General features: G+C 62.4%; 15 protein-coding genes. 4 read left to right on the forward strand and 11 right to left on the reverse strand.

Annotated features, from left to right (window positions below):
- Nucleotides 1-27 precede the first annotated feature (27 nt).
- From ACILSO_RS16895 to ACILSO_RS16905, 3 genes are all read right to left on the reverse strand, one after another.
- On the reverse strand, nt 28-2,478 hold the full coding sequence (locus ACILSO_RS16895) for a DUF1592 domain-containing protein (RefSeq protein ID WP_395738610.1): 2,451 nt from the start codon (nt 2,476-2,478) through the stop codon (nt 28-30).
- Nucleotides 2,479-2,571: 93 nt separating this feature from the next.
- Nucleotides 2,572-3,447: a subclass B3 metallo-beta-lactamase gene (bla, locus tag ACILSO_RS16900; RefSeq protein WP_395738611.1), complete on the reverse strand. Its 876-nt coding sequence runs from the start codon at nt 3,445-3,447 to the stop codon at nt 2,572-2,574.
- Nucleotides 3,440-4,510, reverse strand: coding sequence for an aminopeptidase (locus tag ACILSO_RS16905; protein ID WP_395738612.1), 1,071 nt, complete (start codon nt 4,508-4,510; stop codon nt 3,440-3,442). Before ACILSO_RS16905 ends, bla begins: the two co-directional genes overlap by 8 nt.
- A 41-nt stretch (nt 4,511-4,551) precedes the next feature.
- On the opposite strand from ACILSO_RS16905, the gene uxaC reads away from it, so the two are divergent.
- On the forward strand, nt 4,552-5,958 hold the full coding sequence (gene uxaC / locus ACILSO_RS16910) for a glucuronate isomerase (RefSeq protein ID WP_395738613.1): 1,407 nt from the start codon (nt 4,552-4,554) through the stop codon (nt 5,956-5,958).
- A gap of 208 nt (nt 5,959-6,166) precedes the next feature.
- On the opposite strand, the gene ACILSO_RS16915 is transcribed toward uxaC, so the two are convergent.
- A complete protein-coding gene (locus ACILSO_RS16915) occupies nt 6,167-6,814 on the reverse strand; it encodes a DUF1294 domain-containing protein (RefSeq protein WP_395738614.1) in 648 nt (215 codons plus the stop codon).
- A 56-nt stretch (nt 6,815-6,870) separates the two neighbouring features.
- Nucleotides 6,871-7,809 (reverse strand): alpha/beta hydrolase, encoded by a 939-nt coding sequence (locus ACILSO_RS16920; RefSeq protein WP_395738615.1) that lies wholly within the window; start codon nt 7,807-7,809, stop codon nt 6,871-6,873.
- Nucleotides 7,810-7,991: 182 nt separating this feature from the next.
- Here ACILSO_RS16920 and ACILSO_RS16925 point away from each other — a divergent pair, with 182 nt between their 5' ends.
- Nucleotides 7,992-10,580, forward strand: coding sequence for a c-type cytochrome (locus ACILSO_RS16925; RefSeq protein WP_395738616.1), 2,589 nt, complete (start codon nt 7,992-7,994; stop codon nt 10,578-10,580).
- A 64-nt stretch (nt 10,581-10,644) separates the two neighbouring features.
- Here the strand turns inward: ACILSO_RS16925 and ACILSO_RS16930 are convergent, their stop codons facing one another.
- The 3 genes from ACILSO_RS16930 to ACILSO_RS16940 are packed head-to-tail and all read right to left on the reverse strand — an operon-like array spanning nt 10,645 to nt 14,067.
- A complete protein-coding gene (locus ACILSO_RS16930) occupies nt 10,645-12,558 on the reverse strand; it encodes a sulfatase-like hydrolase/transferase (RefSeq protein WP_395738617.1) in 1,914 nt (637 codons plus the stop codon).
- Nucleotides 12,559-12,601: 43 nt separating this feature from the next.
- Nucleotides 12,602-13,537, reverse strand: coding sequence for an anti-sigma factor family protein (locus tag ACILSO_RS16935; RefSeq protein WP_395738618.1), 936 nt, complete (start codon nt 13,535-13,537; stop codon nt 12,602-12,604).
- 2 nt (nt 13,538-13,539) lie between these two features.
- Nucleotides 13,540-14,067 carry a sigma-70 family RNA polymerase sigma factor gene (locus ACILSO_RS16940; RefSeq protein WP_395738619.1) on the reverse strand — a complete coding sequence of 176 codons (528 nt, stop codon included), beginning with the start codon at nt 14,065-14,067 and terminating at the stop codon, nt 13,540-13,542.
- 92 nt (nt 14,068-14,159) lie between these two features.
- On the opposite strand from ACILSO_RS16940, the gene ACILSO_RS16945 reads away from it, so the two are divergent.
- Nucleotides 14,160-15,653 (forward strand): PKD domain-containing protein, encoded by a 1,494-nt coding sequence (locus tag ACILSO_RS16945; protein ID WP_395738620.1) that lies wholly within the window; start codon nt 14,160-14,162, stop codon nt 15,651-15,653.
- Nucleotides 15,654-15,854: 201 nt separating this feature from the next.
- Here ACILSO_RS16945 and ACILSO_RS16950 read toward each other — a convergent pair whose 3' ends face one another.
- Entirely contained in the window at nt 15,855-21,683 is a 5,829-nt protein-coding gene (locus tag ACILSO_RS16950) for a choice-of-anchor D domain-containing protein (RefSeq protein ID WP_395738621.1), read from the reverse strand.
- 211 nt (nt 21,684-21,894) lie between these two features.
- On the opposite strand from ACILSO_RS16950, the gene ACILSO_RS16955 reads away from it, so the two are divergent.
- A complete protein-coding gene (locus tag ACILSO_RS16955; protein WP_395738622.1) occupies nt 21,895-22,713 on the forward strand; it encodes a LuxR C-terminal-related transcriptional regulator in 819 nt (272 codons plus the stop codon).
- A gap of 91 nt (nt 22,714-22,804) precedes the next feature.
- On the opposite strand, the gene ACILSO_RS16960 is transcribed toward ACILSO_RS16955, so the two are convergent.
- Together ACILSO_RS16960 and ACILSO_RS16965 are read right to left on the reverse strand one after the other, a co-directional pair.
- Nucleotides 22,805-24,211, reverse strand: coding sequence for an exopolysaccharide biosynthesis polyprenyl glycosylphosphotransferase (locus tag ACILSO_RS16960; RefSeq protein WP_395738623.1), 1,407 nt, complete (start codon nt 24,209-24,211; stop codon nt 22,805-22,807).
- A gap of 58 nt (nt 24,212-24,269) precedes the next feature.
- Nucleotides 24,270-25,406 (reverse strand): O-antigen ligase family protein, encoded by a 1,137-nt coding sequence (locus ACILSO_RS16965; RefSeq protein ID WP_395738624.1) that lies wholly within the window; start codon nt 25,404-25,406, stop codon nt 24,270-24,272.
- Nucleotides 25,407-25,765: the final 359 nt, after the last annotated feature.

Below are 25,765 nucleotides of genomic sequence, written 5' to 3' on the forward strand. Positions count from 1 at the left end.
TGAAATGAAGTCGGATCGAAAGGAGGATTACTTGCTCAAAAACAGCTGACTCTGCACCACCGCATGCACCAGCGAGCGCAGCCCGGCCCCTTCGGCTTTGGCCTGCTTTGCAATCGCCTCGATGGCATCGCGATCCGCAAACTGGATGCCCGCACCCGTGCCATAGGTCACCAGGTTGCCCGCCAACGCCCGCATCACCTGATCCTGCTGATCCAGCAGCAGTTTCTTAAATTCCGCGATGCCCTGAAACTTGCGTCCGTCCGCCAGCTCTCCACTCGCATCCACCGGCAGGCCTTCTTTGTACTGCCAGATGTTCTGCCCATGCAGCTTGCGCTTCGTGTTCGCCCCCTTCTCATTGGACCGATAGTTCTCACGGTAGCCGCCGATCACATCAAAGCACTCCAGCGCAAATCCAGGCGGGTCGATGCTCTTGTGGCATGAAGCGCAGCTCTCACTGTCGCGATGCTTCGCCAGTTGCTCACGGATCGTCGTCGTGCCCCGTGTGTCCGGCTCGATGGCCCCCACGCTCGCAGGAGGCGGTGGCGGCGGCTGCCCCAGCAGATGCTTCATCACCCACGCACCGCGGATCACCGGAGAGGTCACCGTCCCGTTCGCCGTCACCTTCAGCACGCTCGCCTGAGTCAGCACGCCACCGCGCGGACTGCCCGTCGGCAATGACACACGTCGAAACTCCTCCCCCGCGATGCCCTCCAGCTCATAGTGCTCGGCCATGCGGTTGTTCACCATCGCAAAGTCACTTTGGACGAGATTCGCCACCGGCAGATTCTGCTTCAGCAGCTCGCTAAAAAACGCCTCTGTCTCCGTCACCATGCCCAGCTTCAAAAGCATGTCATACTCAGGGTAGAGCTTCATGTCCGGCGCGGTCGCATCGATGTTGCGCAGCTCCAGCCACTGGCCCACAAAGTTCGTCACAAACGCTCCTGCCCTCGGTCCCTTCAGCAGTCGCTCCGTCTGCGCCTTCAGCACCTGAGGTTGGCTCAGTTTGCCCTCACCCGCCACCCTCATGAGCTCCTCATCCGGCATTGAGCTCGTGAGGAAATACGACAGCCTCGTTGCCAAAGCGAGATCACTCAACTTGCCCGGATGCTCCTCCAGCAGCAGAAACGCCGGCGAAGTCAGGATCGCCCTCAAGCCCACCCGCATTGCCTCTTCAAAATTCCGCCCCTCATCCACCGCGTGAGTCGCCAGCGCGATGTAAGGCGCCGCTTCATCCTGCTCCAGCGGCCTCCGGAACGCACGTGCCGCAAATCCCGTCAGCCCGCTCGCGATCGACTGCTTCACATCCGCCGGCGCGAGTTCATACCCCAGCGGCTTGCCATCACGAAACTTCTTCTGCTTCTCGTCCACATCCTTCAGCGGCACATCGCCAAGCGTTTTCTTCAAACTAGCTGGCGGCCATTCCGTCGAGAGCGGCCCCTCCACTTCGATCCACTGCATGGCAAGCCCCGTGCCTTTGAATTCACCCGCGCCCACATTGTAAATGTTTTGCCCCTTCTTGTCGCGGCCCACACCTTCGCAGTTGATCACGATGTGCTCGCTGCCATCCATGCGTGTCGTGAACTCATACTCGCGCGGCTTGTCCGCCGGCAGTTCGCAGTAGCTCAGCAGCCGCTTGTTCTTGTAGTTGTTGCTGTAAATCATCAGCGTCAGCGGCTGTCCCTCGCTTTGAAAGGCGTTGCCGGAAAGCTTGATGCGGTAGTTCCCAGGCCCAGGCAGTCGGCACTGCTTCAGCCCCACCAAGTAGTCACCCGTGGTGAACATGATCACCTCCTTGTCGTTCTCCAGAAACATCACCCGATGCCCGCTCTTCGGATTCGTCGGATCAGACAAAGTCCCCGCCGGCGTGTCGAGGTTCTTGCGAATCCCCTGCTCGTTCTTGTAGCTGTAGCGCTGATTGATCGCCACCGGCCGCTTGCTCAGCACGATCGCCGCATCCAGCGCCGCATCCGCCGCTTCCAGATACTTCTCGATCTGCAGTTGCGAAAAGCGCAGCCCCTCCGCCACCGTGTCAAAGCCATGAAGCGGCGTGTCTTCCGGCAGAATGTGTTTCAGCAGCAGGGACACCCCCAGCAGATCATGCACCGTGTTTTCATACTCCGTGCGGTTCAGCCGCCGCAGCACTGTGCGCCCATTGGTCTTTTGCTGCGCCACCTCATGGCCACGCAGTGGAGTTTTCAGCGCCGCCAGAAATCCCTTCATCGCACCGGCCTCCGGCTGCGTCTTTTTCGCCGGCGGCATCTCGCCCTTGCTCACCCGGTCATGAATCTTCACCCACAGGTCAAAATTCTTCCGCTCCTCTGGCTTGAACTCCAGCGCCGTCAGATCCAGCCCGCCCTTCTTCACATCGCCATCGTGGCACTCGGTGCAGTGCTGCTCCAAAAACGGCTTCACCGGCGGCAGCGGTGCGGCATTGAGCGTACAGGAAAGGAGGGTGCAGAAAGCAAAAAAACGTGTCATGGATGGGACGACAGAGGGCACAGAATAGTGCCTCCATACCCGCTCATACGCAAGCACTCCCCGCCACCTTGCCGCCCTCCCCGCGAAAGAGCGTCAGTTCGCCTTCTCCTTCTGCTTCTCCCACTCCTTCCGGAACGCCCCCTCCCGCTCCTCCACATACTTCAGATACCCCGCGGGATCCACGAACGGATTCCCCTCTTCCTTCCCCAGCCGCGCATACTTTGCCTCCATGTCGTAATAGACGCCATGCGCCCCCAGAAATAGATCCACCGGCAGCGCCTTCAGCGTTTCAAAAGTCTTCACATAATCCGTGGCGATCCCCGGGTAGTTCTTGTTCCCCACCAGCACATAGCCGGGGTTCACATTCGGGCTGCCGATGATCACCGCATTCAGCGCCCTGCCGTTGTCATCCACACGCATCGTCCACGTCGTGCAGCCCTGCGTATGCCCCGCCGTCAGCCGTGCCACCAGCACAGAGCCGCCCAGCTTTACTTCCTCGCCATCCTTCAGCCGCCGGTCCACCTTCGCAGGCGGAAACTGCCTGTAATCCCCCTTCCCCAGCCGCTGCTTTTCCGTGGTACCATTTTCCACCGAATCGGCATCCTGCTCAATCACCCAGTATTTCGCCCCCGTCTGCTTCACGATTTCCGCGCTGCCCGCACAATGATCCGAATGCGCATGGCTGATGAGCAGGATTTTGATGTCCGTAAACTTAAACCCCAGCTTCTCCACACTCGCACGGATCAGCGGCACCGACTCCTCCAGGCTGCTGTTGATCAGGATGTGCCCCTCCGGCGTCGCGATCAAATAGGACGCCAGATCAGCCGATCCCACATAGTACAAATTCCCCGCGATCTTGTGCGGCGGAAAGGCCTCCGTCCATTTCGCTGACGGCTGCGCCACTGCCACGCCACAGAGACTCAGCAGGAGAAGAAACATCAAAGAAGGGATCGCGCGATGGTCAGTCATGTCGGGAAGATGAAGAAGATGATGAAGTAGTGGAACGGGTGCCGAGGATTTTCATACGCTGCTCATTGTTCAGCTTTCGCATGTCGGCCACCTCGCGATGAAACGCCTCCAGGTCTCCGCCCTTTTCCTTCAGCAGCCGCTCAAATCCTGGCACCATCGTGTAATACGTCGCCACGGTGTTGATGCGGGCGTTGTTCCAGGTCTTTGGCAGGTAGTGGATGTGCGTCGGCTTGTGCGGGCTGATCACCAGCGCCTGCGCCAGCATGCCGTCAAACACCCGCTGCTTCGCCACACGCTTCGCCGACACATCGGTCGAAGCGTCCGCATACACCCCCTTCAGTTTCTCCCGCGTATTCAGCATCAGGTCGATCACCCGCATGTTTTTCTTCAGGTGATCCTCATACTCGCGCAGCCTCTTGAGGTCGCCCTTGGAGCGCAGCCAGCGCCGCACGCCGTCCTGCGCATTCGCCGTGGCAAAGGCCTCATTAAAATCCGTGTCACCCGGGATGAACACCTTCGCATGCGTCAGCTCGTGAAAAATCAGCTCCGCCAGCTCCGGCTCATCGCGATGCAGAAACGTGTTCAGCACCGGGTCCGCCAGATATCCCAGCGTCGAGTACGCCTCCACCCCGCCCACAAACACATCATACCCCTGCTTCTTCAGCCGGTCCGCCTCCACCTTCGCATCCTTCTCATTGAAAAAGCCGCGATACTTCAGCTTCCCTACCAGCGGATACCACCACGTCTTTCCTTCGCTGGAAAACTCCTCCGCCGCATACACCACCCACACCACATAGGGCCGCTTCAGGTCGCAATACTTGCCAAAACTCTTTGTCGGCAGGTGCAGGTCGCTCGCCGCAAACGCCCGCAGCTCTTCGATCAGCCGCAGCCGCTGCTTCACGTGCTCGCTCACGCTCGGGTCCGCCAGCGCCTTGTCATTCGGCCGCGACTTCCGCCAGATCTCCGTCTGCCCCCCGATCGCCTGCGTGTAAAAGTTCACCGTACTGCACGCGCACAGGGCCAGGAGGGGTAGCAGCGCGAACCAGTTGCGTGTTTTCATCATCCTGCCAGTGTAGGCACGTCACCACCAACCGACAAACAGCAATGTCTTTCATCAACGACGATTTTCTGCTCTCCTCCAAGGCCGCCAGCCGACTCTACCACACCTTTGCCAAGGACGAGCCGATCCTGGACTACCATAATCACCTCCCGCCCAAGGACATCGCGCAGAACCGCCAGTTCAAAAACATCTTCGAAGTCTGGCTTGAGGGCGACCACTACAAATGGCGCGCTATGCGCTGCAACGGCGTCCCCGAAGAGTTCATCACCGGCAAGGCCACCCCTCGCGACAAATTCCTCGCCTGGGCCAAGACCGTCCCCCACACCCTGCGCAATCCCCTCTATCACTGGACCCACCTCGAGCTGAAGCGCTACTTCGGCATCGACACCCTGCTCGATGAAAAGACAGCCCCCGCCATCTGGGAGCAGACTGAAGCCGCCCTCGCCAAGCCCGAGATGAGCGCCCGCGGCATCCTCCACACGCAAAAGGTGAAAGCCCTCTGCACCACCGACGATCCCATCGACGACCTCGCCCATCATCAAAAGTGCGCCGCAGACGGCTTCGACGTCGGCGTCTATCCCACCTTCCGTCCCGACAAAGCCCTCACCGTCCACCTTCCCGAGGCCTGGAATGCCTGGTGCGACAAGCTCAGCGCCGCCAGCGGCATCGAAGTCAAAAGCTACGCCTCCCTCCTCGATGCCCTCAAACAGCGCCACGACTTTTTCCACAGCGTCGGCGGACGCCTCAGCGACCACGGCCTGAACTACTGCCACGCCAATTTCGTCAGCGACTCCGAAGCCGAGCGCGTCTTCCAGAAAGCCCGCTCCGGCACCGCCGCCAGCGCCCAGGAGCAAGACCAGTTCGCCAGCAACATCATGCTCCACGTCGGCCGCCTCAATGCCGCCCGCGGCTGGACCATGCAGCTCCACCTCGGCCCTGTGCGCAACAACAACAGCCGCCTCGCCCGCGAGATCGGCGCAGACGTCGGCTGCGACAGCATCGGCGACTGGCCACAAGCCGAAACCCTCTCCCGTTTCCTCGATCGCCTCGACACCGAAAACGCTCTCCCCAAAACCGTCCTCTACAACGTCAACCCCAACGCCAACTACGTCTTCGGCACCATGGCCGGAAATTTTGCTGATGGCACCACCCCCGGCAAAGTCCAGTTCGGCTCCGGCTGGTGGTTCGTCGATCAAAAGGAAGGCATGGAGTGGCAGATCAATGCCCTCAGCAATCTCGGCCTCCTCAGCCGCTTCATCGGCATGCTCACAGACAGCCGCAGCTTCATGAGCTTCCCCCGCCACGAGTACTTCCGCCGCACCCTCTGCAACCTCCTCGGCACCGACATCGAAAACGGCCTCATCCCCAACGACGACGCCCTCGTCGGAAGCATGATCAAAAACATCTGCTACTCCAACGCGAAGGCCTACCTCGGATTGAAGGTGTCATAGCCTCGCACGCCAGCGCGTTTTAAATCATCACATCACCTTCTCATCCAGGGTGGCGAGAGTACATCTCCCTCTCCCCGCCCTTGGTGTGCAATGCAAGCATTTTTGCCCTTCGGGGAGAGGGCTGGGGTGAGGGGCCATCGGTGCTTCTTGCGCTGCCCGCCCCGGTTCCCTTCATTCTCCGGCGTCCTTTCTGTCTTTCACATCCACCTCACGCACTCTTTCGCGCCTGCGGTGTCCTATGATCCTCAAAAAGCTCCCGCTTCAACAACTGCGAATACTTCCAGTTTTGAAGCGAATCGAACGCCACAAACTGGTGGATGCAGATGATCAGCCAGAACTCAAATTGATAAAACCTGTTCGAGCACTTGTGCCTCAGCCGCCGTTGCGCCACCCACGCTCCCGGCCAGCCGCCCGCAAGCTCCAGCAGATGCAGACACCATTCCGGCGTGCGCCACGCCTCCCTTCGCGCCTTCCGCTTGTCGCTTCGATACGCCGCATAAGTCATCACTGACACCGCGCCCACGTAGGCCGCCAGCTTCCACATCTCCCAGCCCGTCTGCCGCCACGCATATACTGGCGCCACCAGCAGCGCTGCCAGCACCAGCAGCGCCCACACGCTCACCGCGGCCACTTCACGCACCTGCACCGCATTTTGGGCGCACTCACGCTGCTTGGTATCCAGCCCCCAGGTGAAGCGGATCTCCTCCCCCACCTTCGGCGCATGGTGCCACCTGGAGAAATCCCGTCGGTGCAGAAACAACCGCTTGTCCTCAAACTTCAGCCACCCATACCCCTTGTCCGCATGCCACTCCATCACTCGTCCGGTGTGTTCTTTCTTGCGTAATTTGGCGATCATCAATTTTCAGCACCCTTAGCAACGCCATCCGTTCTTTGCAATCCTACTGCATTCCGTTACTCCGGCTTTCCCTTTGAGATGATGCCCTGCTTTACAGACCACTGGAGAGCAGCGGCTTTCCACTGCTCCCAGAGCGGGCCTTTGCAGCCATTGAGCCCATGGCCACCGCTGGGGAGTTCGAGCAGCTCGACGGCACGCTGATGGGATTTCATGGCCTGCACGAACTGGCGGCTGTTTTCAATGGGCACCGGTTTGTCATCCACCGCATGGGCAAGAAAGACAGGCGGAGTGTCTGCGGACACGCGAAGCTCATTGGAGTAGAGGCTGATGAGCTCTGCGGGCGGATTTTCGCCCAGCAGCTCCTTGCGTGAACCCGTGTGGGTATGCGGGCCCATGGTGACGACGGGATAGACGAACCACGCGAAGCTGGGGCGGCAGCTCAGGCGCTCGATGGGGTCGGCGGCATCGGAACGGCCTGCGTCAAAGTGCGTGGTGGCCGTGGAGGCCACATGGCCGCCTGCGGAGAAGCCGAGGATGCCCGTGCGCTGTGGATCGATGCGCCAGCGGGAGGCATTGGCGCGTGCCAGCCGCAGGGCGCGCTGCGCATCCAGCAGCGGCACGGCGTGGCGCAGCTTCGGCAGGCGATACTCCAGGATGATGCATGCGATGCCGTTTTCATTGAGCCATTCGGCGATGGGGTAGCCCTCGCGCGAAGTGACATGCCTGATGTAGCCACCACCCGGGCAGAGCACGATGGCGGCACCGCTGCCTTTTCCAGCAGGCGGCAGAAAGACCTCCAGCTCCAGAGCGCAGTCCTCAAAGGTGCCATCGCCATTCTGAGCTTTGCCAGGCCAGAGAGCGATGCGCTCCGTGGGAGCGGGCCTGGGCGCGGCATCTGCGCCTGCTGCGGGTTTGGTGCCTTCTGCGGCCGAGATATCCCTGACGGCGCAGAATGAGATGAGTAGCAGAAGGGCGGAGAGTGCGCGAAAGATCATAAGGAAAGCATCCGTGGCTGCGAGGCCATCGATGTGGAGATGGGTACGCGAGAGGCCCGCAGGTTTGCGCAAGGTTCGCCCGCAAGGCGATGCATTGACGAGATGGAGTGACAAAAATACAGGTAGAAGGCACCCGGCGGGAAAAAGGCGGCGTTCCGGGGTGCGTTATTGAGTGCGCTGACATGGTCAAAAAACACGCTTCTTTCACAATGATACCCACCGGGAGTATCCGCAGGGTGCTGCGGGTCTCTTTACTCTTTGCCGCCAGCACACTGATGGCGGCGGAGTTTGGCGACAAGCGCGACAAGCCCGGTGAGGTGCAGGTGCTGCGTGTGGCGGAGGGCGAGATCCCGCCCTCCACACCGCGCACGGCGGAGGAGGAGCGGCAGTCATTTCAGCTCGCGCCGGGATTTAAGATCGAGCTGGTGGCGTGTGAGCCGCTGGTGGAGTCTCCGGTGGTCACGCAGATAGCGCCGGACGGCAGGCTGTGGGTGGTGGAGATGCGCGGCTTTATGGCGGCGATGGATGGTCAGGGCGAGGAGTTGCCGGTGGGCCGAGTGAGCGTGCTGGAGGACACTGACGGCGACGGGCGCATGGACAAGAGCACCGTCTTTCTCGATGGGCTGGTGCTGCCGCGCGCGCTGCTGCTGGTAGGAGATGGTGCCCTGATCGGCGCACCGCCGAAGCTGTGGTACTGCCGCGACACGGATGGCGATGGCCGTGCGGATGAGAAAACGGAAGTGGCCGGCGACTTCGGTACGGTGAACAATCCCATCAACCCGCTGCTGGGAAATCCCGAGCAGGCGGCGAACTCGCTGCTGTGGGGCTTAGACAACTGGATCCACTCGGCGCACCACTCGCGGAAGTTCCGCTTTGAAGGCGGCAAATTCACGGCTGCCCCATCTGCGTATCACGGGCAGTGGGGGCTGGCGCAGGATGACGACGGTCACCTGTTTTATAATTCGAATCAGGACCCACTGCGCGTGGACATCCTGCCCGCGCACTACTTGGCGCGAAACCCGGACTACGAGAGCGGCGGCGGGCTGAACATCCGCGTGTATGAGGACCAGCTCGTGTGGCCTGCGCGGGTAAATCCTGGTGTGAACCGTGGCTACCGAGACGGCATCCTGCGCGAGAACGGGCGGCTCAAAGAGTTCACTGCAGCCTGCGCACCGCACATCTATCGAGGCGGGGCTTTTGGTGCGGAGTTTGAGGGCAATGCCTTCATCTGCGAGCCTGCGGGAAACCTGATCAAGCGCGAGATCATGACCGCACAAAACGGCACGCTCTCCTGCAAAGAGGCGTATGCGCAGCGCGACTTCATCGCCTCCACAGACGAGCGCTTTCGCCCGGTGAATCTCACCAGCGGCCCGGATGGCGCGCTGTATGTGACCGACCTGTATCGCGGTGTGCTGCAGCATCGTGAATCCTTCACCACCTACCTGCGCGGCTACTCGGAAAAGCGCGGCCTGGACAAGCCTCTGAATCTCGGCCGCATCTGGCGCATCGCGCCGGAGGGCGTGAAGCCGTATGCGCGGGTGGATTTGAAAAAGGAAAGCTCCGCGCAGCTTGTCGCACATCTCACAAAAGCCAACAGCTGGTGGCGCGAAACGGCGCAGCGCCTGCTGGTGGAGCGTGGCGATGTGAGCTCGGTGCCTGCGCTGAAGAAGCTCGTTTTTGACCGATCCGGCGACATGGGAAAAGTGCATGCGCTGTGGGTGCTGGATGGCATGCAGCAACTCGATGAAGCCACCGTCAAGGCCGCGCTCTCAGCAACCGCTCCGCGCGTGCGCGCCACCGCCATCCGCCTTTGCGAGAGCGTCATCCGGCCCGGCAGCGCCGCTGGTGAAGAGACTCGAAATCGCATGCTGTTTTGGCTCACGATGCTGGCCCGCTTTAGCGACGCGGAAGCAGAGAGCGCCCCCTTCGTGCAGCAGCAGCTCGCGCTCACGCTGGGAGAGGCTGCGGACCACGAGGCAGACCGCGCGATGGCGGCGCTGGCACGCCGGGCTGTTAAGACTGAGTTTCTGGCAGATGCGATTGCCAGCGGCATGACGGACCGCGAGCTGCCGCTGCTGGAGGAGCTGGCCGCAGATGCTGAGAGCAGCGATGCCTTGGTGGCCGCGCTGGCACGCTGCATCATGGCCTCGCGCAAGGTGTCGGAGATTGAGCGACTCGTGGCACTGGCGGCGGCTTCCAAGAAAAGCGCCGCCGTGCTGGATGGCGTGCTCAGCGCCTCCTTGCGCAAGCCGGTGAAGCTCGCTGCCGAGCCTGCCGCGCTGAAGCAGATAACGGACAAGCGTGCCGGTAAATTCGCCGCACTGCTGGTTTGGCCTGGCAAGCCTGGGGTGAAGCCCGAGCCGCCGCTCACACCGCTTACCGCAGAGCAGCAGGCGCGCTATGAGATGGGCCGTGCGCTTTTCACCGGTGTGTGCGCCGCCTGCCATCAGCCGCATGGCAAGGGGCTCGATGGCGTGGCGCCGCCGCTGATGGATTCTGAGTGGGTGCTGGGCCCGGAGCAGCGCCTGGTGCGCATCGTTTTGCATGGGCTCACCGGACCGCTGTCGGTCAAAGGAAAGACGTATTACCTAGACATGCCCGCCTTTGGCTCGCTGCCGGACGAGCAGATCGCCGCCGTACTGACCTACCTGCGCCGCGAGTGGGAGCACACGGGTGCGCCCGTGGAACCCGCCACCGTGAAAGCCATCCGCGCCGCCACCGCCGACCGCCACGAGGCCTGGCTGCAGGACCTGCTGAGAGAGATTCGCTGATTCTTTGCGCGAGCCTCGCTCTGCCTGCAGCCGTGTTTTGCCAGTGCGCCGCGCGGCATCAGCATCACTTGGATGAGCCCGCCTCCGTGGCATTCACGGTGCGCACCTTCACCTCTTTATAGAGCTCGGTGTCGGAGCCTTTTTTATCCTTCGTGTCCTTGCTGCCGGACCAGATGTTTTCCGTGCTGCCATCGGCGTGGCGGAGGCGTAAGTTGTCGAGATGGACCTTGTAGCTGCCTGGTTTGGCCCCTTTGAAAACGATGGCTTGGCCTGGCATGATGCCAGGGCCGTAGCTCGCGAGGCCGATGACGCGATGCTCCCAAACGCCCGCACCGCCCTTCGGTTCCGGCCCGCTCGCCTGCTCACGTCCGAACTGATCCACGCCCTCGCCGCGTTTAAAAAAGGGCGAGATGTCCTTGCTGTCGTTTCCTTTGAAGGGCGAGTAAAAGAATCCTTTCGCCGGACTGCCAGGCGCGACTGCGATGTCAAACTCCACGGCGTCTGTGGCATATACATGCCCGCCATAGCGCGCGAAGGGAATGACCAGGCTGTCCTTGGGCTTGGTCCCTTTCTCCACGGTCACGGAGATCTCAAGCACCTCGCCCTCGGGTGCGGGTTTGGCGTCGAGCTTCATCGGCGCAGGTTGGTGGGTTAGCACCGCGCCCGTGCTGGCGGTCCAGGCGTCCATCTCCGTCTTGAGCGCCGCCACCACCTCGGGGTGGTCCTTGGCCACGTCGGTGCTTTCAGCGACATCTTTGTGCATATCATAAAGCTCCGCGTGGTCGGAGTAGCGGTGCATGCGCCAGTCGGCGGTGCGGATGGCGTCCTCATTGTGCCATGCCCAGTAGTAGCTGTTCACCGGGCTGGGCTCATTGCCGCGCAGTGCGGGCCAGATGTTTTTGCCATCCAGCGGGCGGGTCTCGGGCATCTTCAGGTCTGCCATGGCCATCAGCGTCGGAAACATGTCCAGCGCGCCGCAGAGCCCGTCCCAGGTCTTGCCACCGGAGAGTCCGCCCTTGGGCCATGAGATGGCCGTGGGCAGGTGCGTGCCGCCCTCGTAGACCGAGTGCTTGCCGCCGCGCAGGGGCAGGTTGCTGCCGTCGCGTGTGGCGCCGTTGTCGCTGGTGAAGACCACAATGGTGTTTTCCCGCAGGCCGAGTTTGTCCAGCTCCGCCAGGATGGCGGCCACGTTGCTGTCCATCGCATGCACCATGGCGCTGTACACACGCCGCGTCTCATCCGTCACCTTGGCGTCCACACCTGCCAGGTCAGAGTCTTTGGCCTGCAGCGGCGCATGCACGATGTGATACGGCACATAGCAGAAAAAGGGGCGGTCCTTGTTTTCGCGGATGAACTCCAGCACATGGTCATTGACGAGGTCGTCCGTGTAGCCTGCATCATTCCCGTGGTAGTCGCGATTGTGCCACCAGCTCACGGGGCCGCGTCCGCTGCTGGTGCGCCGCGTGAAGTAGTCCGCCCCGCCGCCATAGTACACCCACGCCTCGTCAAAGCCGTGCGCATTGGCGCCCAGGCCGCTGACGAAGTCCTTGTTCTTGCGGTCCTTCCAGTTTTCCGTGTAGGCCTTGCGATACTCCGGCGTGTCCGGGTCCTCGCCATTGTGCCATTTGCCAAACACACCGGTGTGGTAGCCGTTTGCCTTGAAGCCGTCCGCGATGGTCGTCTCCTCCACAGCCAGCTCGCCGCCAGTCTCCGGCCCGGTGCCGACGCGGAAGCAATGGCGCGCGGTGAGGAGCATCGCACGTGTGGGCGAGCATACGCACCAGCCCATGAAGTTTTTGAGCTCCACCCCCTGGGTAAAAAGCTTGTCGATGTGCGGCGTCTGGATCGTGCCGCCCGGATGAACGCTGAGATCGCTCCAGCCGAGATCATCGGCCATGATGTAAACGACATTAGGCGGCGCGGCATGCGCGCGCACGAGCAGCGTGCAGAATACGATAAACGTGAGCAGGGATTTCATGGTGCGGAGCTGTGGGGTTGGGACGTTGAATAAGAAATAGGTTTCAAGGTGTAGCCGCTGTGCTGATGAGCCTGACCTCCACGGCATCGAGGTAGTGATCCACCTTCGGAGCGGCAGCGTCCGTCAGAGCAGCGCCGAGCGAGATGACGAGACTGCGCGTGCCCGCAGGGATCTCCATCGTCGCCTTCACCAGATGCCAGCCGCGATCGCCCGGCTCGCTGACTTCATTGCGCCCCACATGCTGCAGCACGCGCTCAAATAAAGTGGCCTCGTCATTCCAGATGGGGCGAATGTCTTCCGGTGTCTCCGCAAACGCCGCCAGCCGGATCTGAAACCGGTCTGCCACCGCTGCGCCGCTGCCGTGAAAAGCCGCCGTCACCTCCACCTGACGCGTCGTCGAGGCAGATGCCGATGCCTCGCCCGCTGGCGTCTCCGCCATGTCCACGATTCGGTAGGCGTAGCTGTACTTTCGTTTCTCCGCCGGTGCCAGCCGCGCCATGCCCAGGCCATTCGCAGGCGATGCTCCATCCGTAGTGCTGTGCGTAGGCAAAAGATCGCCAAACCATTCATTGGCGCGGTTGGGAAAACCGTGCCTCGCCTCCATGTGCGCATCCTCAAAGCCCTCGCTGAAAAGCAGCTGGCTCCGCCGTGCCGCAGCCTGGCTCAGCGGCGCTGCATAGGCCCAGACGACGGATGCGCTGAAGCAGCCCAGCACCAGCCCCGCTGCCGCCGCCCACATCGGGCGCCATTGCCGCCAGCGTGTCGGCTTTGCGGGCCGCGCCTCATGTAGCAGCGTCTGCACCACCGGCTCTCCCGACTGTGCCTGCACCGCCGTGCGCACCTGCTGGTCAAACATCGCCGCAGCGGCAAATCGCCGCATGTTTTCCGGCGACTCCTTCAGCCATGCCTTGAGCTGCATGCCGCCGGCCTCGTCCAGCGTGCCGTCGAGATAGGCGGAGATGAGTTCGTCAGTGTTCATGGTCAGGATTCTTGTTCAAGTTTCAGGTGCAGCTCCACGCAGGCGCGCAGTTGCTCGCGCACGCGCTGCAGCGCCACGCGCACCGCCGTGGCCGCCATGCCCAGGCGTGCGGCCATCTCGCTGGCGTTCAGATCTTCAAAGTAGCGCATCTGCACCAGACGCCGCGCATGCGCAGCCAGCTTGCCGAGGCATTCGCGCACCAGCTCAGACTCATCCTGTGCGGCGGGTGCCAGAGACGCCCAGGTCTCCGTAAAGCCCGCGAGCACCTCGTCATCAAACACCACCGGGCAGCGCATCACGTCCCGCCTTTGTCCCAGCACCTGATACTTCGCAATTCCCAGCGCCCAGCCTGCAAACGGGCGCGACTCATCATACTCCGCAAACCGCCGGTAGATGACCAGCGCCGTCTCCTGCAGCACATCCTGCGCGGTGGCGTGGTCGCGGATCATCGCGTGCACATAGCCGGCCACCATCGGCTGGGCGATGATCCACAGCCGCATGAAGCGTTCCTGGTCGTTTTCACTGAGCATGGCTGGGCAGTATTTCCGCCAGACCTGCAAAGCGTAACAAAGTTTTTTCCATTTCAGCCAGTATTCTCACCGGCTTCTCCTTCCTTCCATTGATGAAAACACGCCTGCCCACCCTCGCCCTGCTCGCCGCCGCGCTCTTCCAGCCGCAGCTCATGCTCCCGCTGCACGCCGCACCACCCGAGCCCACGCTGGAGCCCACCCTGCGCGCCGTGGACCTCCACATCGGCGAATCCGCCGAGGTAAAATTCGCCGATGGCAGCACCGCAAAGGTGAAGCTGCTCGATCTCCAGGAAAAGACCGACTCCATGGCCCATGCCGTACGCGAGGCCCGCGTGAAGGTGGAGGTGAATGGCAAGGAGGCCTGGCTCACCAGCGCCACCTACCACCTGCCACAAACCGTCGGCGGCGTGCAGATCGACTGCCCCATCACCCGCGGCTACAATGCCAACAGTAGCGAAGACTCCTGGGGCCTGGTGGCCGACGCACGCCTGCGCCTCTGGCCCACTGGCGCGTCATGGATCGAGCCCGGCACCTTTGTCTATCCGCTCAAGCAGCGCTGGTTTGCCACCAGCACTCAATTCTCCAACGAACCCACCTACGTGGACGGCGGCGACAAACCCGACCGCAAAAAAATCTACTACCACAACGACCTCGACTTCGGCGGCTGCGAAGGCCTTGTGGAGGTCGTCGCCGCCACCGATGGCCTCGTTGTCAGCGCACGCGACAAGACACTCGACGGTTACTCCCTCACGCCCGTGCGTCCGCGCTATGACGTCGTCTATGTGCTCGACTCACGCGGCTGGTACTACCGCTACAGCCACTTCCACAGCATCGACGACGCCATCCAGCCCGGCACACGGGTGAAGATGGGCCAGCGCATGGGCCTGCTGGGCAAGGAAGGCGCCAGCGGCGGCTGGTCGCACCTGCACTTTGGCATCAAAAGCCGCCAGCCCTCCGGCAAGTGGGGCACGCAGGACGCTTACGCCTTCGCGTGGCAAAGCTATGTGCGTGAGCAAAAGCCCGCCGTCATCGCCGTCGCGCGCCCGCATCACCTCATCCGTGTGGGCGAGACCATCACGCTCGATGCCACCAAATCCTGGGCCGCCTCCGGCAAGATCGCCAGCTATGAGTGGACGCTCTCAGACGGCACCAAAAAGAACACGGCAACCTTTGAGCGCACCTACACCCAGCCCGGCAGCACCAGCGAGATCCTCAAAATCACCGACGACGCCGGCCACACCAGCTACGACTTCGCCATCGTCCAGGTCATCGGAGACGACCTCGCGAACATCCCTCCAGCCATCCACCCGAGCTTCTTCCCCACCATGAACCTCAAGCCCGGCCAGGAAATCACTTTCAAGGTCCGCACTTTCCGCGATGCCGGCGGCGAGACCTGGGATTTTGGCGACGACACCGCACCCGTGACCGTCAAGTCAGACGGCAACGCCAAAGCCCTCGCCAAAGACGGCTACGCCATCACCACCCACACCTTCGCCAAACCCGGCGACTACATCGTCACCGTCCAGCACACCAACGCCCGCGGAGAGAAAGCCCTGGGCCACCTCTGGGTGCGGATCGAAGAGTGAGGCCCATAGGTTCGCCTGAGCGGGATGCGAAAAGTTTGAACTGCAAAGCCAAACCCAAAAAAGCGCCTCATGCACCGCTCATTAGAATACCACAACATGCTACTTTAAAATACAACATCCATCTGATCCCACACCCTCCCCATCCGCATGGAAATCATGCGTTTTTACAGCCTCGTTTCTCCCCAGCCACACTCGCCACGCTCACGGCGTCGCGCTCACCTTCACGCGGAAGAAATGCCGCGTCTGCGCAGCAGGCATGGGCACGCTGACGACCTCATTCGTGCCGTCCTCGGCCAGCACGGTCGGGGTGGTGGTCGCGACGGTCCAGATGCTAAGATCAGGGCTGAACTCCACAGTGTAGGCGATGCCTGCTGCGACCCGGTCTTTGCGGCGCATGAAGACGGCACCGTTGCCCTCCATGTGCGGCAGGCCGGGCGTGATCACGCCGCCCTGGTGGCAGAGCGGCCCCGCGCAGGGCTGGGTGGGATTGGTGCCAAAAGCGAACTCCAGCAGGTTCTGAACCCCATCGCCGTCAAAGTCCTCGCCAGAGGCAGTGCGGGCGGCCGTGCTGCTGCCGAAATGCTGCTGCTGCCACGCTGGATACGGCGCAGGCGGCGGCTCCAAACCAGTGCCCGTGAGTGTCACCAGAAAATCCGTGCCATCATTGCTCGGGATGCGCAGCGTCGCCGTGCGCAGGCCTGCGGCTCCCGGCGTAAAGACGATGCTCGCCGTGCTGTTGCTGCCGGAGACCAGCGTGCTCAGGGCCGGCCCGCTCAGCGCGAACTCAGCAGCGTTCGGCCCCTCCACGGTGAGGGAGCCCAGCACCAAATCGCTGATGCCCGTGCTGCGTAAAACAAAGGTCTGCACCGGCCCGGCCGCACCCGCGGTCTGACTGCCAAAACTGACGGTCGGCACGGCGCGCACCAGCGCGATGCTGTGGTAGTCCCCCACGCCGATGGCGGTCACGTTTTTCAGACCCGCAGGCAGCGTGGTCTCACCATAGGCATTGTAGCCGCCCCAGGCCGCCACCGTGCCATCCCGGCGCAGAGCCAGATTGTGCTGATACCCCGCCGCCACCGCCACCACATCCGCCAGGCCCGCGGGCACCGCCGTCTGCCCGTCGCTGCCACGGCCCCACGCCGCCACCGTGCCGGTCACCTTCAGCGCCAGCGTGTGCGCGTCCCCTGCCGCGATCGCTTTCACCTGCCCCAGTCCCGCAGGCACGCTGGTGGCGCCATCGCCCGCATAGCCCCAGGCGATGGCAGTGCTATCCCCCTGAATCGCCACGCTGTGCGCTCCTCCCGCGGAGATCGCGAGCACATCGCTCAGTCCCGCCGGGATGCTGCACTGGCCGTAGCTGTTATCCCCCCAGGCGCGTACGCCTCCCGCACCATCCAGCGCCAGGGTGTGGGCGTATCCGCCGGAGAGCAGGTCTCCATCCGCCAGGCCTGCAGGTGTGCTGCTCTGGCCATAGGCATTCCATCCCCAGGAGCTGACGGTGGCATCGCTGCGCACCAGGGCGCTGTGCATGAAACCCGCTGCGATGCTGCGCACACCCGTGAGCCCGCGCGGCGCGGTGCTCTGCCCGTGGAAGTCACTGCCCCACCCCACCACCGTGCCATCGGTCTTGAGCGCGAGGTTGTGAAATCCCCCTGCGGAGATGCTCTTCACCCCCGTCAGGCCGCCCGGCACCGTGGTCTGCCCGTAGGCGTTCCAGCCCCAGGCTACCACGCTGGTGGCAGGTGTCAGAGCCGTGCCGCCCGGCGCCTCCACCGTGAGGCGAGCCCGGTAGGGCGGCGGCTGGCGGACGATCACCAGAGTGTAGGTCCGCGTGGCCGTGCCCAGAGAGGAGACAAGGGTGAAAGTATTTCTGCCAAGTGGGAGCGGCAGGGGGTTCAAGAGCCCCACCACAGCGCTCTGCCCGTTGATGGTGACGGTGGCGCCCGAATCCACCGGCCGCACGTAGATCTGCACCGTCGGCGTGAGGCGGGAGAGAGGGCTGGCCACCGTGTAGCTGAAAACATCCGGGCTGAAGGCCGGGCTTAGAGTCAGCCCGACTAACGTGCGCGCATCCTGCACAGAGAATTGCGTTAGGCGCACGTCCTTCCCCGTCGCACTGATGTTGATGAGCGCCGCAGGGGTGAAGGCATCATTGCTGGGAATGGTGATGCTGAGAATGTGATTCGCGGCGACAGTCGGAGAGTACGAGACAGTAAAACTAGTCGTCTCACCGGGAGCCAGCTGCGTGGCACCAGGCACGGACACCGCAAACTGCGTTGTATCTCCGCCCAGCGTCAGAGTGCCGAGCTGCAGCGGCAGGTCCCCTTGGTTGCGAATGGTGAGGGTCTTCACCGCGCTGGTGGAATTCAAGGCCTGATTCGAAAACACCACCACCGGCGAGCCATTCACGCCGATCGACGTAGCGTCCTGCTCCAGCCGGATGCTCGGTCCGTGGATGGTCACGCTCAGAGCCAGCGTGCCGGTGCACAGCCGAGAGTCCGTGGCCTTCACAGTGATTGGATAAATCCCTGCCGCGAGCGAAGAGCCGCTGATCACGCCTGCGCTGGAAAGCGCGATTCCCGGCGGCAGCGCACCTGCGGAGATGCTGTAGCTCATCGGTCCCACACCACCGCTTTGAGACAGCGTCACACTCACAGCCTCCCCCTGCTGGGCAAAAGGCGAGGCGCCGCTCAGGGTGATGGCTGGGCACGGCTGTGTGGTCAGTGTGTAGGACACGCTAAAGCCATCACGCGTGGAGGTGATCGTGTAGGAAGCCGCCACCGGCAGCGTGAGGCTGCCGCCCACCACTGGCGTGCCATTGATCGTGATCGCACCGCCGGAGACCACTGCGCTGGGAGTGAAGGTGAGACTCGTCACTCCCGTCGGGATCAGGGTGGAGTAGGCAAGAGTGTTGGAGGTAAAGGCCGGACTGAGCACCACACCACTCACGCCCAGGCTAGCCAGCCGCGTATCCACCGCCATGCCTGTGAAGCGCAGCAGAAAGGGCGCCGCATCCCGGTCATTGGTGGGGATGGAGAGGACCATCTCCCGCTGGCCCGCGCTTGCCACCTGCGGCGTGAAGGCCACGGTGAAGGTGGCGCTGCCACCCGGCGGGATGCTGCTGGCCCCCGGAGCAGACACGGTGAAGTCCCCGCCGCTCCCCGTCGAGGTCATCGCACCCAGCGTCAATGCCGCACTGCCGGTATTGCGCAGGGTGATGGTCTTGGTCTGGCCGCTGGTCAGCAGCGCCTGCGTGAATGAGGTCGTCACCAGACCGCTGAGATAGAGCCCATGCTCAAGGGTCAATGACACATCCCGCACGAAGCCAGGGTTCACCGGCAGCGTGTACGCCGGGTTGCTCGTGGATCCCCAGCGCACCAGAGTGCCGTCATTTTTGAGCACCACCGCCAGATCATACCCCACCGCCATGGCGCGCACATTGTCCAGTCCCGCAGGCATGGTCATGTAGTCACCGAACTGGGTGTGCAGACCGGCGATCGCCAGCGTCCCGTCAGCTTTGAGTACCATCATTTGGTAGTAGCTTGCGGAGATGGCACGTGCGTTCGTAATTCCACTAAATGGCGTGCCATTGAATGGAGGTCCGCCACGCACCACCACGCTGCCGTCACCTTTCAAATAGGCCACGTAGTTGTTGGTCGCCGACGCCGCCACCACTCCCGCGAGTCCGGCCGTCCCGGCCTGCCCAAAGTCGTTAGCACCCCACGCCACCACGGTGCCATCGGCTTTCACGGCCACGCTCACCCCGGTTCCGGCGGACACCGCCACCACGCCGCCCAGTCCGGCGGGCACATCGCACTGCCCGGAAGAATTGGCCCCCCAGGCAACCACGGTGCCGTCACTCTTCAGCACCAGGCTATGACCGTCCCCGGCAGAGATGGCGATGACTGCGGACAGCCCCGCCGGCACCGCAGCCAGGGACGGACTTCCCCATCCCACCACAGTGCCGTCCCGCAGGAGCGCAAGGGAGTGCGAAGCGCCCGCCGACACCGCCACCACGCCTGTCGTCAAGCCCGCTGGCACCGTGGTCTTGCCCTGAAAAGAGTCGCCCCAGGCACCCACAGCTTTGTCCACCGCCAGTTCCTGCCCGCTCTCCTCCACGCGCAGCTTCGGCGCGTTGACGGTGAGGGAGTAGGAGACCGCCGCGCTAGGGCAGCCATAGAGGTCCGCCGCTTTCACACTCACGGTGAAGGTCCCCCCGGCGAACGGCGTGCCAGAAAGCGTGCCATTGGCCGCCAGACTCAGACCGCCCGGCAGTTGCCCGCCCGTGATTGAAAACGTGGCCGGGCTCGCGCCGCCGGTCTGCGTAAAGCTCTGGCTGAAGGCCACTCCTGCATCAGCACTCGTCACCGTCGGGGGCACCGCGGTCACCACTGGGCACGGCAGCGTGCCGCGCAGCGAGACATCAAAAGGATTCGCCGCACCGGCTGCATTGCTGGCAATGTGCAGCCCCGCCTGGCTCAAAAACTCGCTTCCCGGAGCAAACGTCACCGTGAAGGTGGTGTTCTCCCCCGGCTGCAGCTCCGTGGCCCCCGGCGTGCCCGTGCTGAAGCTCGCCGCCTGCGCCCCGTCCAGCGTCAGCACCAGCCCCGTCAGCGGCGCATTGCCGGTGTTGCGCACGGTGAAAGTCTTCACCGCCGAGCCACCGCTGCTCACCGCGCCAAAGTCCACCACGCCCGCGCCATCGGCCAGCGGCGTGCCCACAGGCTGCTCCACCACGATCTGCGGCGTCGGCAGCACCACCGTCACGGTGAAGGTCTTGGTGGCCACATTCCCAGACGTATCGGTGGCCGTGACCGTCACCGTTGTGGTCCCCACCGGAAAGGCGCTGCCACTCACTGCGCTGTAGCCGATGACAGGCGCAGGGTCGGTATCGTCCACCGCTGTAGCCGCCGCGTAGGTGACCACGGCCGAGGTGGACGTTGGCAGCGGCGCATAAACACTCACATTGGCAGGCGGCGTGAGCGCCGGTGGGCGGCGCTCCTGGCTCGTCGCATCGTAGATTTCCAGCTCATCCACCGCCACCAGCGCGGGCGCATTCCGCACCCGCAGGCGGATGCCCGTCGCGCTCACCGCCGGGAAGGACCACAGATGTCTCTGCGGGGGCAGCGAAAATTTTCCCGTTTGCGGCAGCGTCGCATAGTCCAGCGTGCCGATCGTCGTCCAGCTCCCCTCCGGCGTGCTGGCAGAGGGGCTGGCTGCCGTGGTGTACTGCAGGTCAAACGTGGCCGTGAAGCGGTCGCCGAGCTGCGCGGTGTTGTCCCGCCCAAACGCGATCTTGTCCACCGTCACCGGCGTCGCTCCCAAACTGATGCCGATGGCAGCGTCTGCCGTGGCAGGCAGCCATGAGCTGGCATTGCCATAGACCCCGTCATTCACGTTGGGGATGGCATGCGGCGGGCTCAGAACCTCAGTGCCGAACGCCGTCTTCCCTGCGGCCAGATTGTTCGTCCGCGCCACGCCGCCCTCCTCCAGCAGCGTCAGCCCGGGCGCAGCATAGAGCTCGATTTCATCCACGCACACCCAGCTTCCCACGTCGCTGGCGGCCGCAATTTTCAGCCGCAGGCCCGTGGCCTGCACTGGAGTGAATGAGAACACATGCCGCGCAGCCATGCTGGAGAAATTCGCGCCCCCGCTGCTCTGGTAGTTCAGCGTGCCCAGCGTCGTCCAGCTCCCGTCCGGCGTGCTCGCATCGGGATTCGCCACCGTGGTGTACTGCAGCGTGTACACCGCCAGCGCCCGGTCCGTAAAATTGCCCGTGCCGTCCCGCCCAAACGCCACCCGTCCCACCGTCACCAGCTTCGTCCCAAACCCCACCCCCGCAAACGAAGACCCCGCCCCCGCGATCCACGAGTTACCATTGCCCTGCAGGCCGTCGTTCAAATTCTTGATCGCATGCGGCGCGCTGCCGATCTCATTCTGCGCAAAAGCCATTCCCCCTGGTGCCAGATTTCCCGCTGACACTGCTCCGCCCTCCGCCTCCAGCGCCAGGTTTTGAGCGCTTGTGATCACCACCCCTCCCCATGCCGGCAAAACCCCAAAGAAAAAGAGAAGCAGGAAGGCTTGCGTGCGCAAAATACTTGAATGGCTCATGGGGCTGCATCGTACCCTGACCGCTCCTCCCACGCCACGCTAGGCCGAGCCGCCGCGGCCATACTTTGGTATGGAGACAAAGCCAAAAAGCCTGTCCAATTCCGATCCAATCTGGCATCCTTCACCTTTCATGGTCACCGCCGCCGATCTCCAGACTCTCAATGAGGCCACCTTAGCACTCTACACTCCAGAGTTGCGCCTTGGTGGCTATCCTGAGGCCGCTTTCAAATTCCTCAGCACACTCATCGGCGTCGATCAGATCAACTACGCCAACCTCGACCTCCAGGCCGGCTCCATGGAAATGGTCACCAGTGCCCTCACCCCCGACTGGGCCGCGGGCGTCGAAGGCTTCGGCCGCTGCATGTGGAAGTATGACATGACCAATTTTGATCCCTCGGTGAACGAAGGGAAACCCTTCTTCAGCAGCGATTTCGTCAGCCAGCGCCAGTTCCACAATCTGGACATATACAGCGAATGCTTCCGCCTCCTCGGCATGGATCATCACGGAGCAGTTTATGTGAAGACAGATGAAACACACCGCCTGTGGTTCGGACTCGAACGCTCCGGTCCGCGCGAGTTCAGCGAGCGCGACCGCCTCATGCTCACGCTCGCGCAGCCGCACCTCGAAAACGCCCGCAGGCTCGCCCTGGCGCGTCAGAAAGTGCGCGATCAGCTCTGCATCACCCCTGAGACCTTCGCCACCGCCTATTCGCCACGCGAAGCCGAGATCGCCTGCTGGCTCACCGAGGGCAAGAGCAACATCGAGATCGGCCTGCTCATGAATCTGCACGTGCAGACCGTCAAAGGCCACGTCACCAGCCTTTTCAACAAAACCGGTTGCGGCAACCGACTCGCCCTCACGCTCCATCTCATAGAGCAAGCCCGCCTGCTTTCAGATATCCGGATGAAAGTCGTGGAGGCGCAGTACACACCACCGGCTCATGCTTGAAAAAACAAAACAGCCCAGCTGCGGGCAGCTGGACTGTTCTTGTTCACCGACTGACTGACTGACTCACTCAACCCAAAACACCATCAAATGCTCAGCAGGACTTCGCGTGGAAGGAAAACACATGCAGAAAGGTCCGCGCGATGATCTCCAGATCCAGGTAGAAGGACCAGTTCTGGCAGTACTCGATGTCCGAAGTCACGCGATGTTTGATCTCGCTTGAATTGTCCACCGGGCCGCGATGTCCGCGCACCTGGGCCAACCCGGTCACACCAGGCTTCACCGTGTGGCGCAGGGCATACTGGCTGCATTCCATGGCAAACAGCACGTCGTGCTCGGCCATATGCGGGCGTGGCCCCACCACCGACATGTCTCCAAACAGCACGTTCAGGAACTGCGGCATTTCATCGATGCTCAGCTTCCGCATCAGCCCGCCACCGGTGAAGATGCGCGAATCATTGGCACGTGCCTGCACGCTCTCGCGGCCATGGTTCACGGTCATCGTGCGGAATTTGTAAATCTTGAACATCTGGCCGTCTGCCCCGGAGCGCGACTGCTTGAAGAACAGCGGACCGGGCGAAAAGATGCGGTGCACCAGCCACACTCCGGCGCACAGGAAAGGCAGCACCAGAACCACCACCGGAAGGCTGATGCAGATGTCCAGCGTGCGCTTCAGGAAGCGATGCGCCGGGCTCACCAGCGGATGTTTGTGCAGGCTCACCAGCTTCATCTGCGAGTACTCGGTCAGCTGCACCGCGCCCATGTCTCCTACGATCGGCAGCAGGTCCACGGCCAGATGCGTGCCATGCGATTCCGCAATCTGCCGGATCCTCTCCGTGCGCGCTGCATTCGTGGGCAGGCGCCAGATCAGCAGATTCGGTCGGTCACGCTTCAGCGCCACCTCCAGTTGGTGCTCCAGAAACGCCTCCTGGCTCGCGTCCGTCTCAATGGCCAGCACGTCGCAGAGGTGAATGCCCAGCAGGGTCTTGTTGCTAAACCACTGCCTGGTTGCAGCCTCGCCGCCTTCATCACACACGGCCAAAATCCGCAGCCTTGGCTGAATTCTCGCCCCCAGGGCGCTCAGCATTTTCATGAACAGCACCTTTCCAACCAGCAGGCACGGGCCCAGCAGCGTCAGAAAGAGCAGCATCAGCTTGCGGGACATGTCATAGTTCCGCCAGATTCCCAGGTAAATGAACACCGTGAGCGTCACGAACAAAATCTGCGCCGCGCAAATTCTCAGCATCCTCCCGTTCAGCAGCTGAAACATGTAGTGTCCGTCACGGGACCAGATCAGCGTGTGCAGCAGCAGGCCGATGATGCCCAGCGCCAGCAGCACTCCCTCTTTCGAAGGCGGTGAAAGCACCAGGTTCAGCGTGTCAGGTGGCAGCAATTGGGACAGGACAAAGGCACCGAAATAAGCGCTGGCGGTCGAGATTACATCCACCAGGGTAAAAAACGGGGTCCATCCACTGACTCTTTGGTTAAGCGCGTCTTGCATGCAGAAACCTTCTCCCGCAGCAACTATAAATTCCAGAATACCTGGCCTTACATTTCAATCAGGAATCCTTTAGGCCACCCTCAGACAAGTGGAAGGGGACCGTGTCTCCTTCCAGCTCGCTCCTCCAGGTGTTTCTCCGTCCCGATGAACTGGTGCTCCTCAGTGAAGACATCGTCAGGGCCATCACCATGCCCACCATCACCGCAAAAAGATGGCGCGTCGCATCGATCTGCACTGGAAAATCCACCACCGCGTGCACCAGCATCGATACGACTGCCACGGAAAAACAAATCTGCCCGGCTTTGCGCTGAAACGACATGCCATCCCGCGGGTTTTTTGAAAACACCTGCCGCAGAGTTCCTATCCAGCGCCGCACCGGAAAGGCCAGCACGAGCATGAAAAAGACCACCCCCGGCCAGCCCCATTCAGCAAACAATTCGGTGTAGTCATTGTGCGCGTGCCGCCACCGCCCGGGCGCGAGGATCGGGTCCAGCGCAGAATAATGGACGGAAACCCACTCAAACGTGCCCGGGCCCGTCCCGGTCCAGCCATGGTCCCAGCCGATTTGCAGCGCCATCATCGCTGCATGCCGTCGGGCGGGATCGTCAAAATGTCGGTCCGCGAACACATTCCACCGGTCCAGTCCAGCACCGGCGCCACTCAGCCACGCCCCGGCTCCTAGCAGCCCAAGACCAATGAAGATCAGGAGAAGAGTTCGCCAGTTGCCAAAAGGCAGCGCCGCCAGATCCGGCTTCCACACCATCAGTCCCGCTCCCACCAGCAGCGCCACCTCCATTAAAAGCAGCACATGCCCCATCTTCGAGACATTCACAAACACAGCGATGATCTGAATCATCACCGCCACCACCAGAAACGACAGCATCATCTGCTGGCGGAAGTGTCGCAGCCCCCGCTGCAGCAGCAGCGTTCCCAGCCAGACACCCGCCGGCCACGTCAAATTGAGGAAAGCCGCCGTGTTTCCATGGTACCAAAACAGCCCGAACACCGAGTCCGGCACATGATTCACCTGCCAAAGCGCCGTCAACTCCGCCGAGGAGTGCAGGCAGAGTCCCGCAATTGCGGTGATGAACCCCGCCACCGTCACCGCCAGTGCCAGAACATACCTTCCGGTCCTTTCCGTCGCGAAATCCCTCACCACCACCATCAGCATTATTGCAACTGATATGGAAATCATGGCCTGAATGGAGGCTTCTTGGTCCATGGTCCCAAAGGCCAGCCAGGGGCTTTTATCCAGCTCAAAGATCGCCCCCGTGGCCCTCTCCACCATCGCCCTGGGAAAACAGGTCATCACCCACCCGTAGATCGCGATTCCCCCCGCAATTCCCCACACCGTCCTCTCCTGCGTATGCGGGGCTTTCCACTCCAGGCACCGCGCCACTGCCCAGCAGGCAAATCCTGTGCACGCCAGCCAGATAATCAGTGAATGCGTTGATCCTGGCAGCTTCACATTGGCCCCGGGTAGCACACAAATGCACAACGCTACAGAAGCGAGTGCGATACAGCGGAGGATGTAAATAAGGTTGGTGATACGCC

Source organism: Prosthecobacter sp. (genome assembly GCF_044226605.1).
Lineage (GTDB): Bacteria > Verrucomicrobiota > Verrucomicrobiia > Verrucomicrobiales > Verrucomicrobiaceae > Prosthecobacter.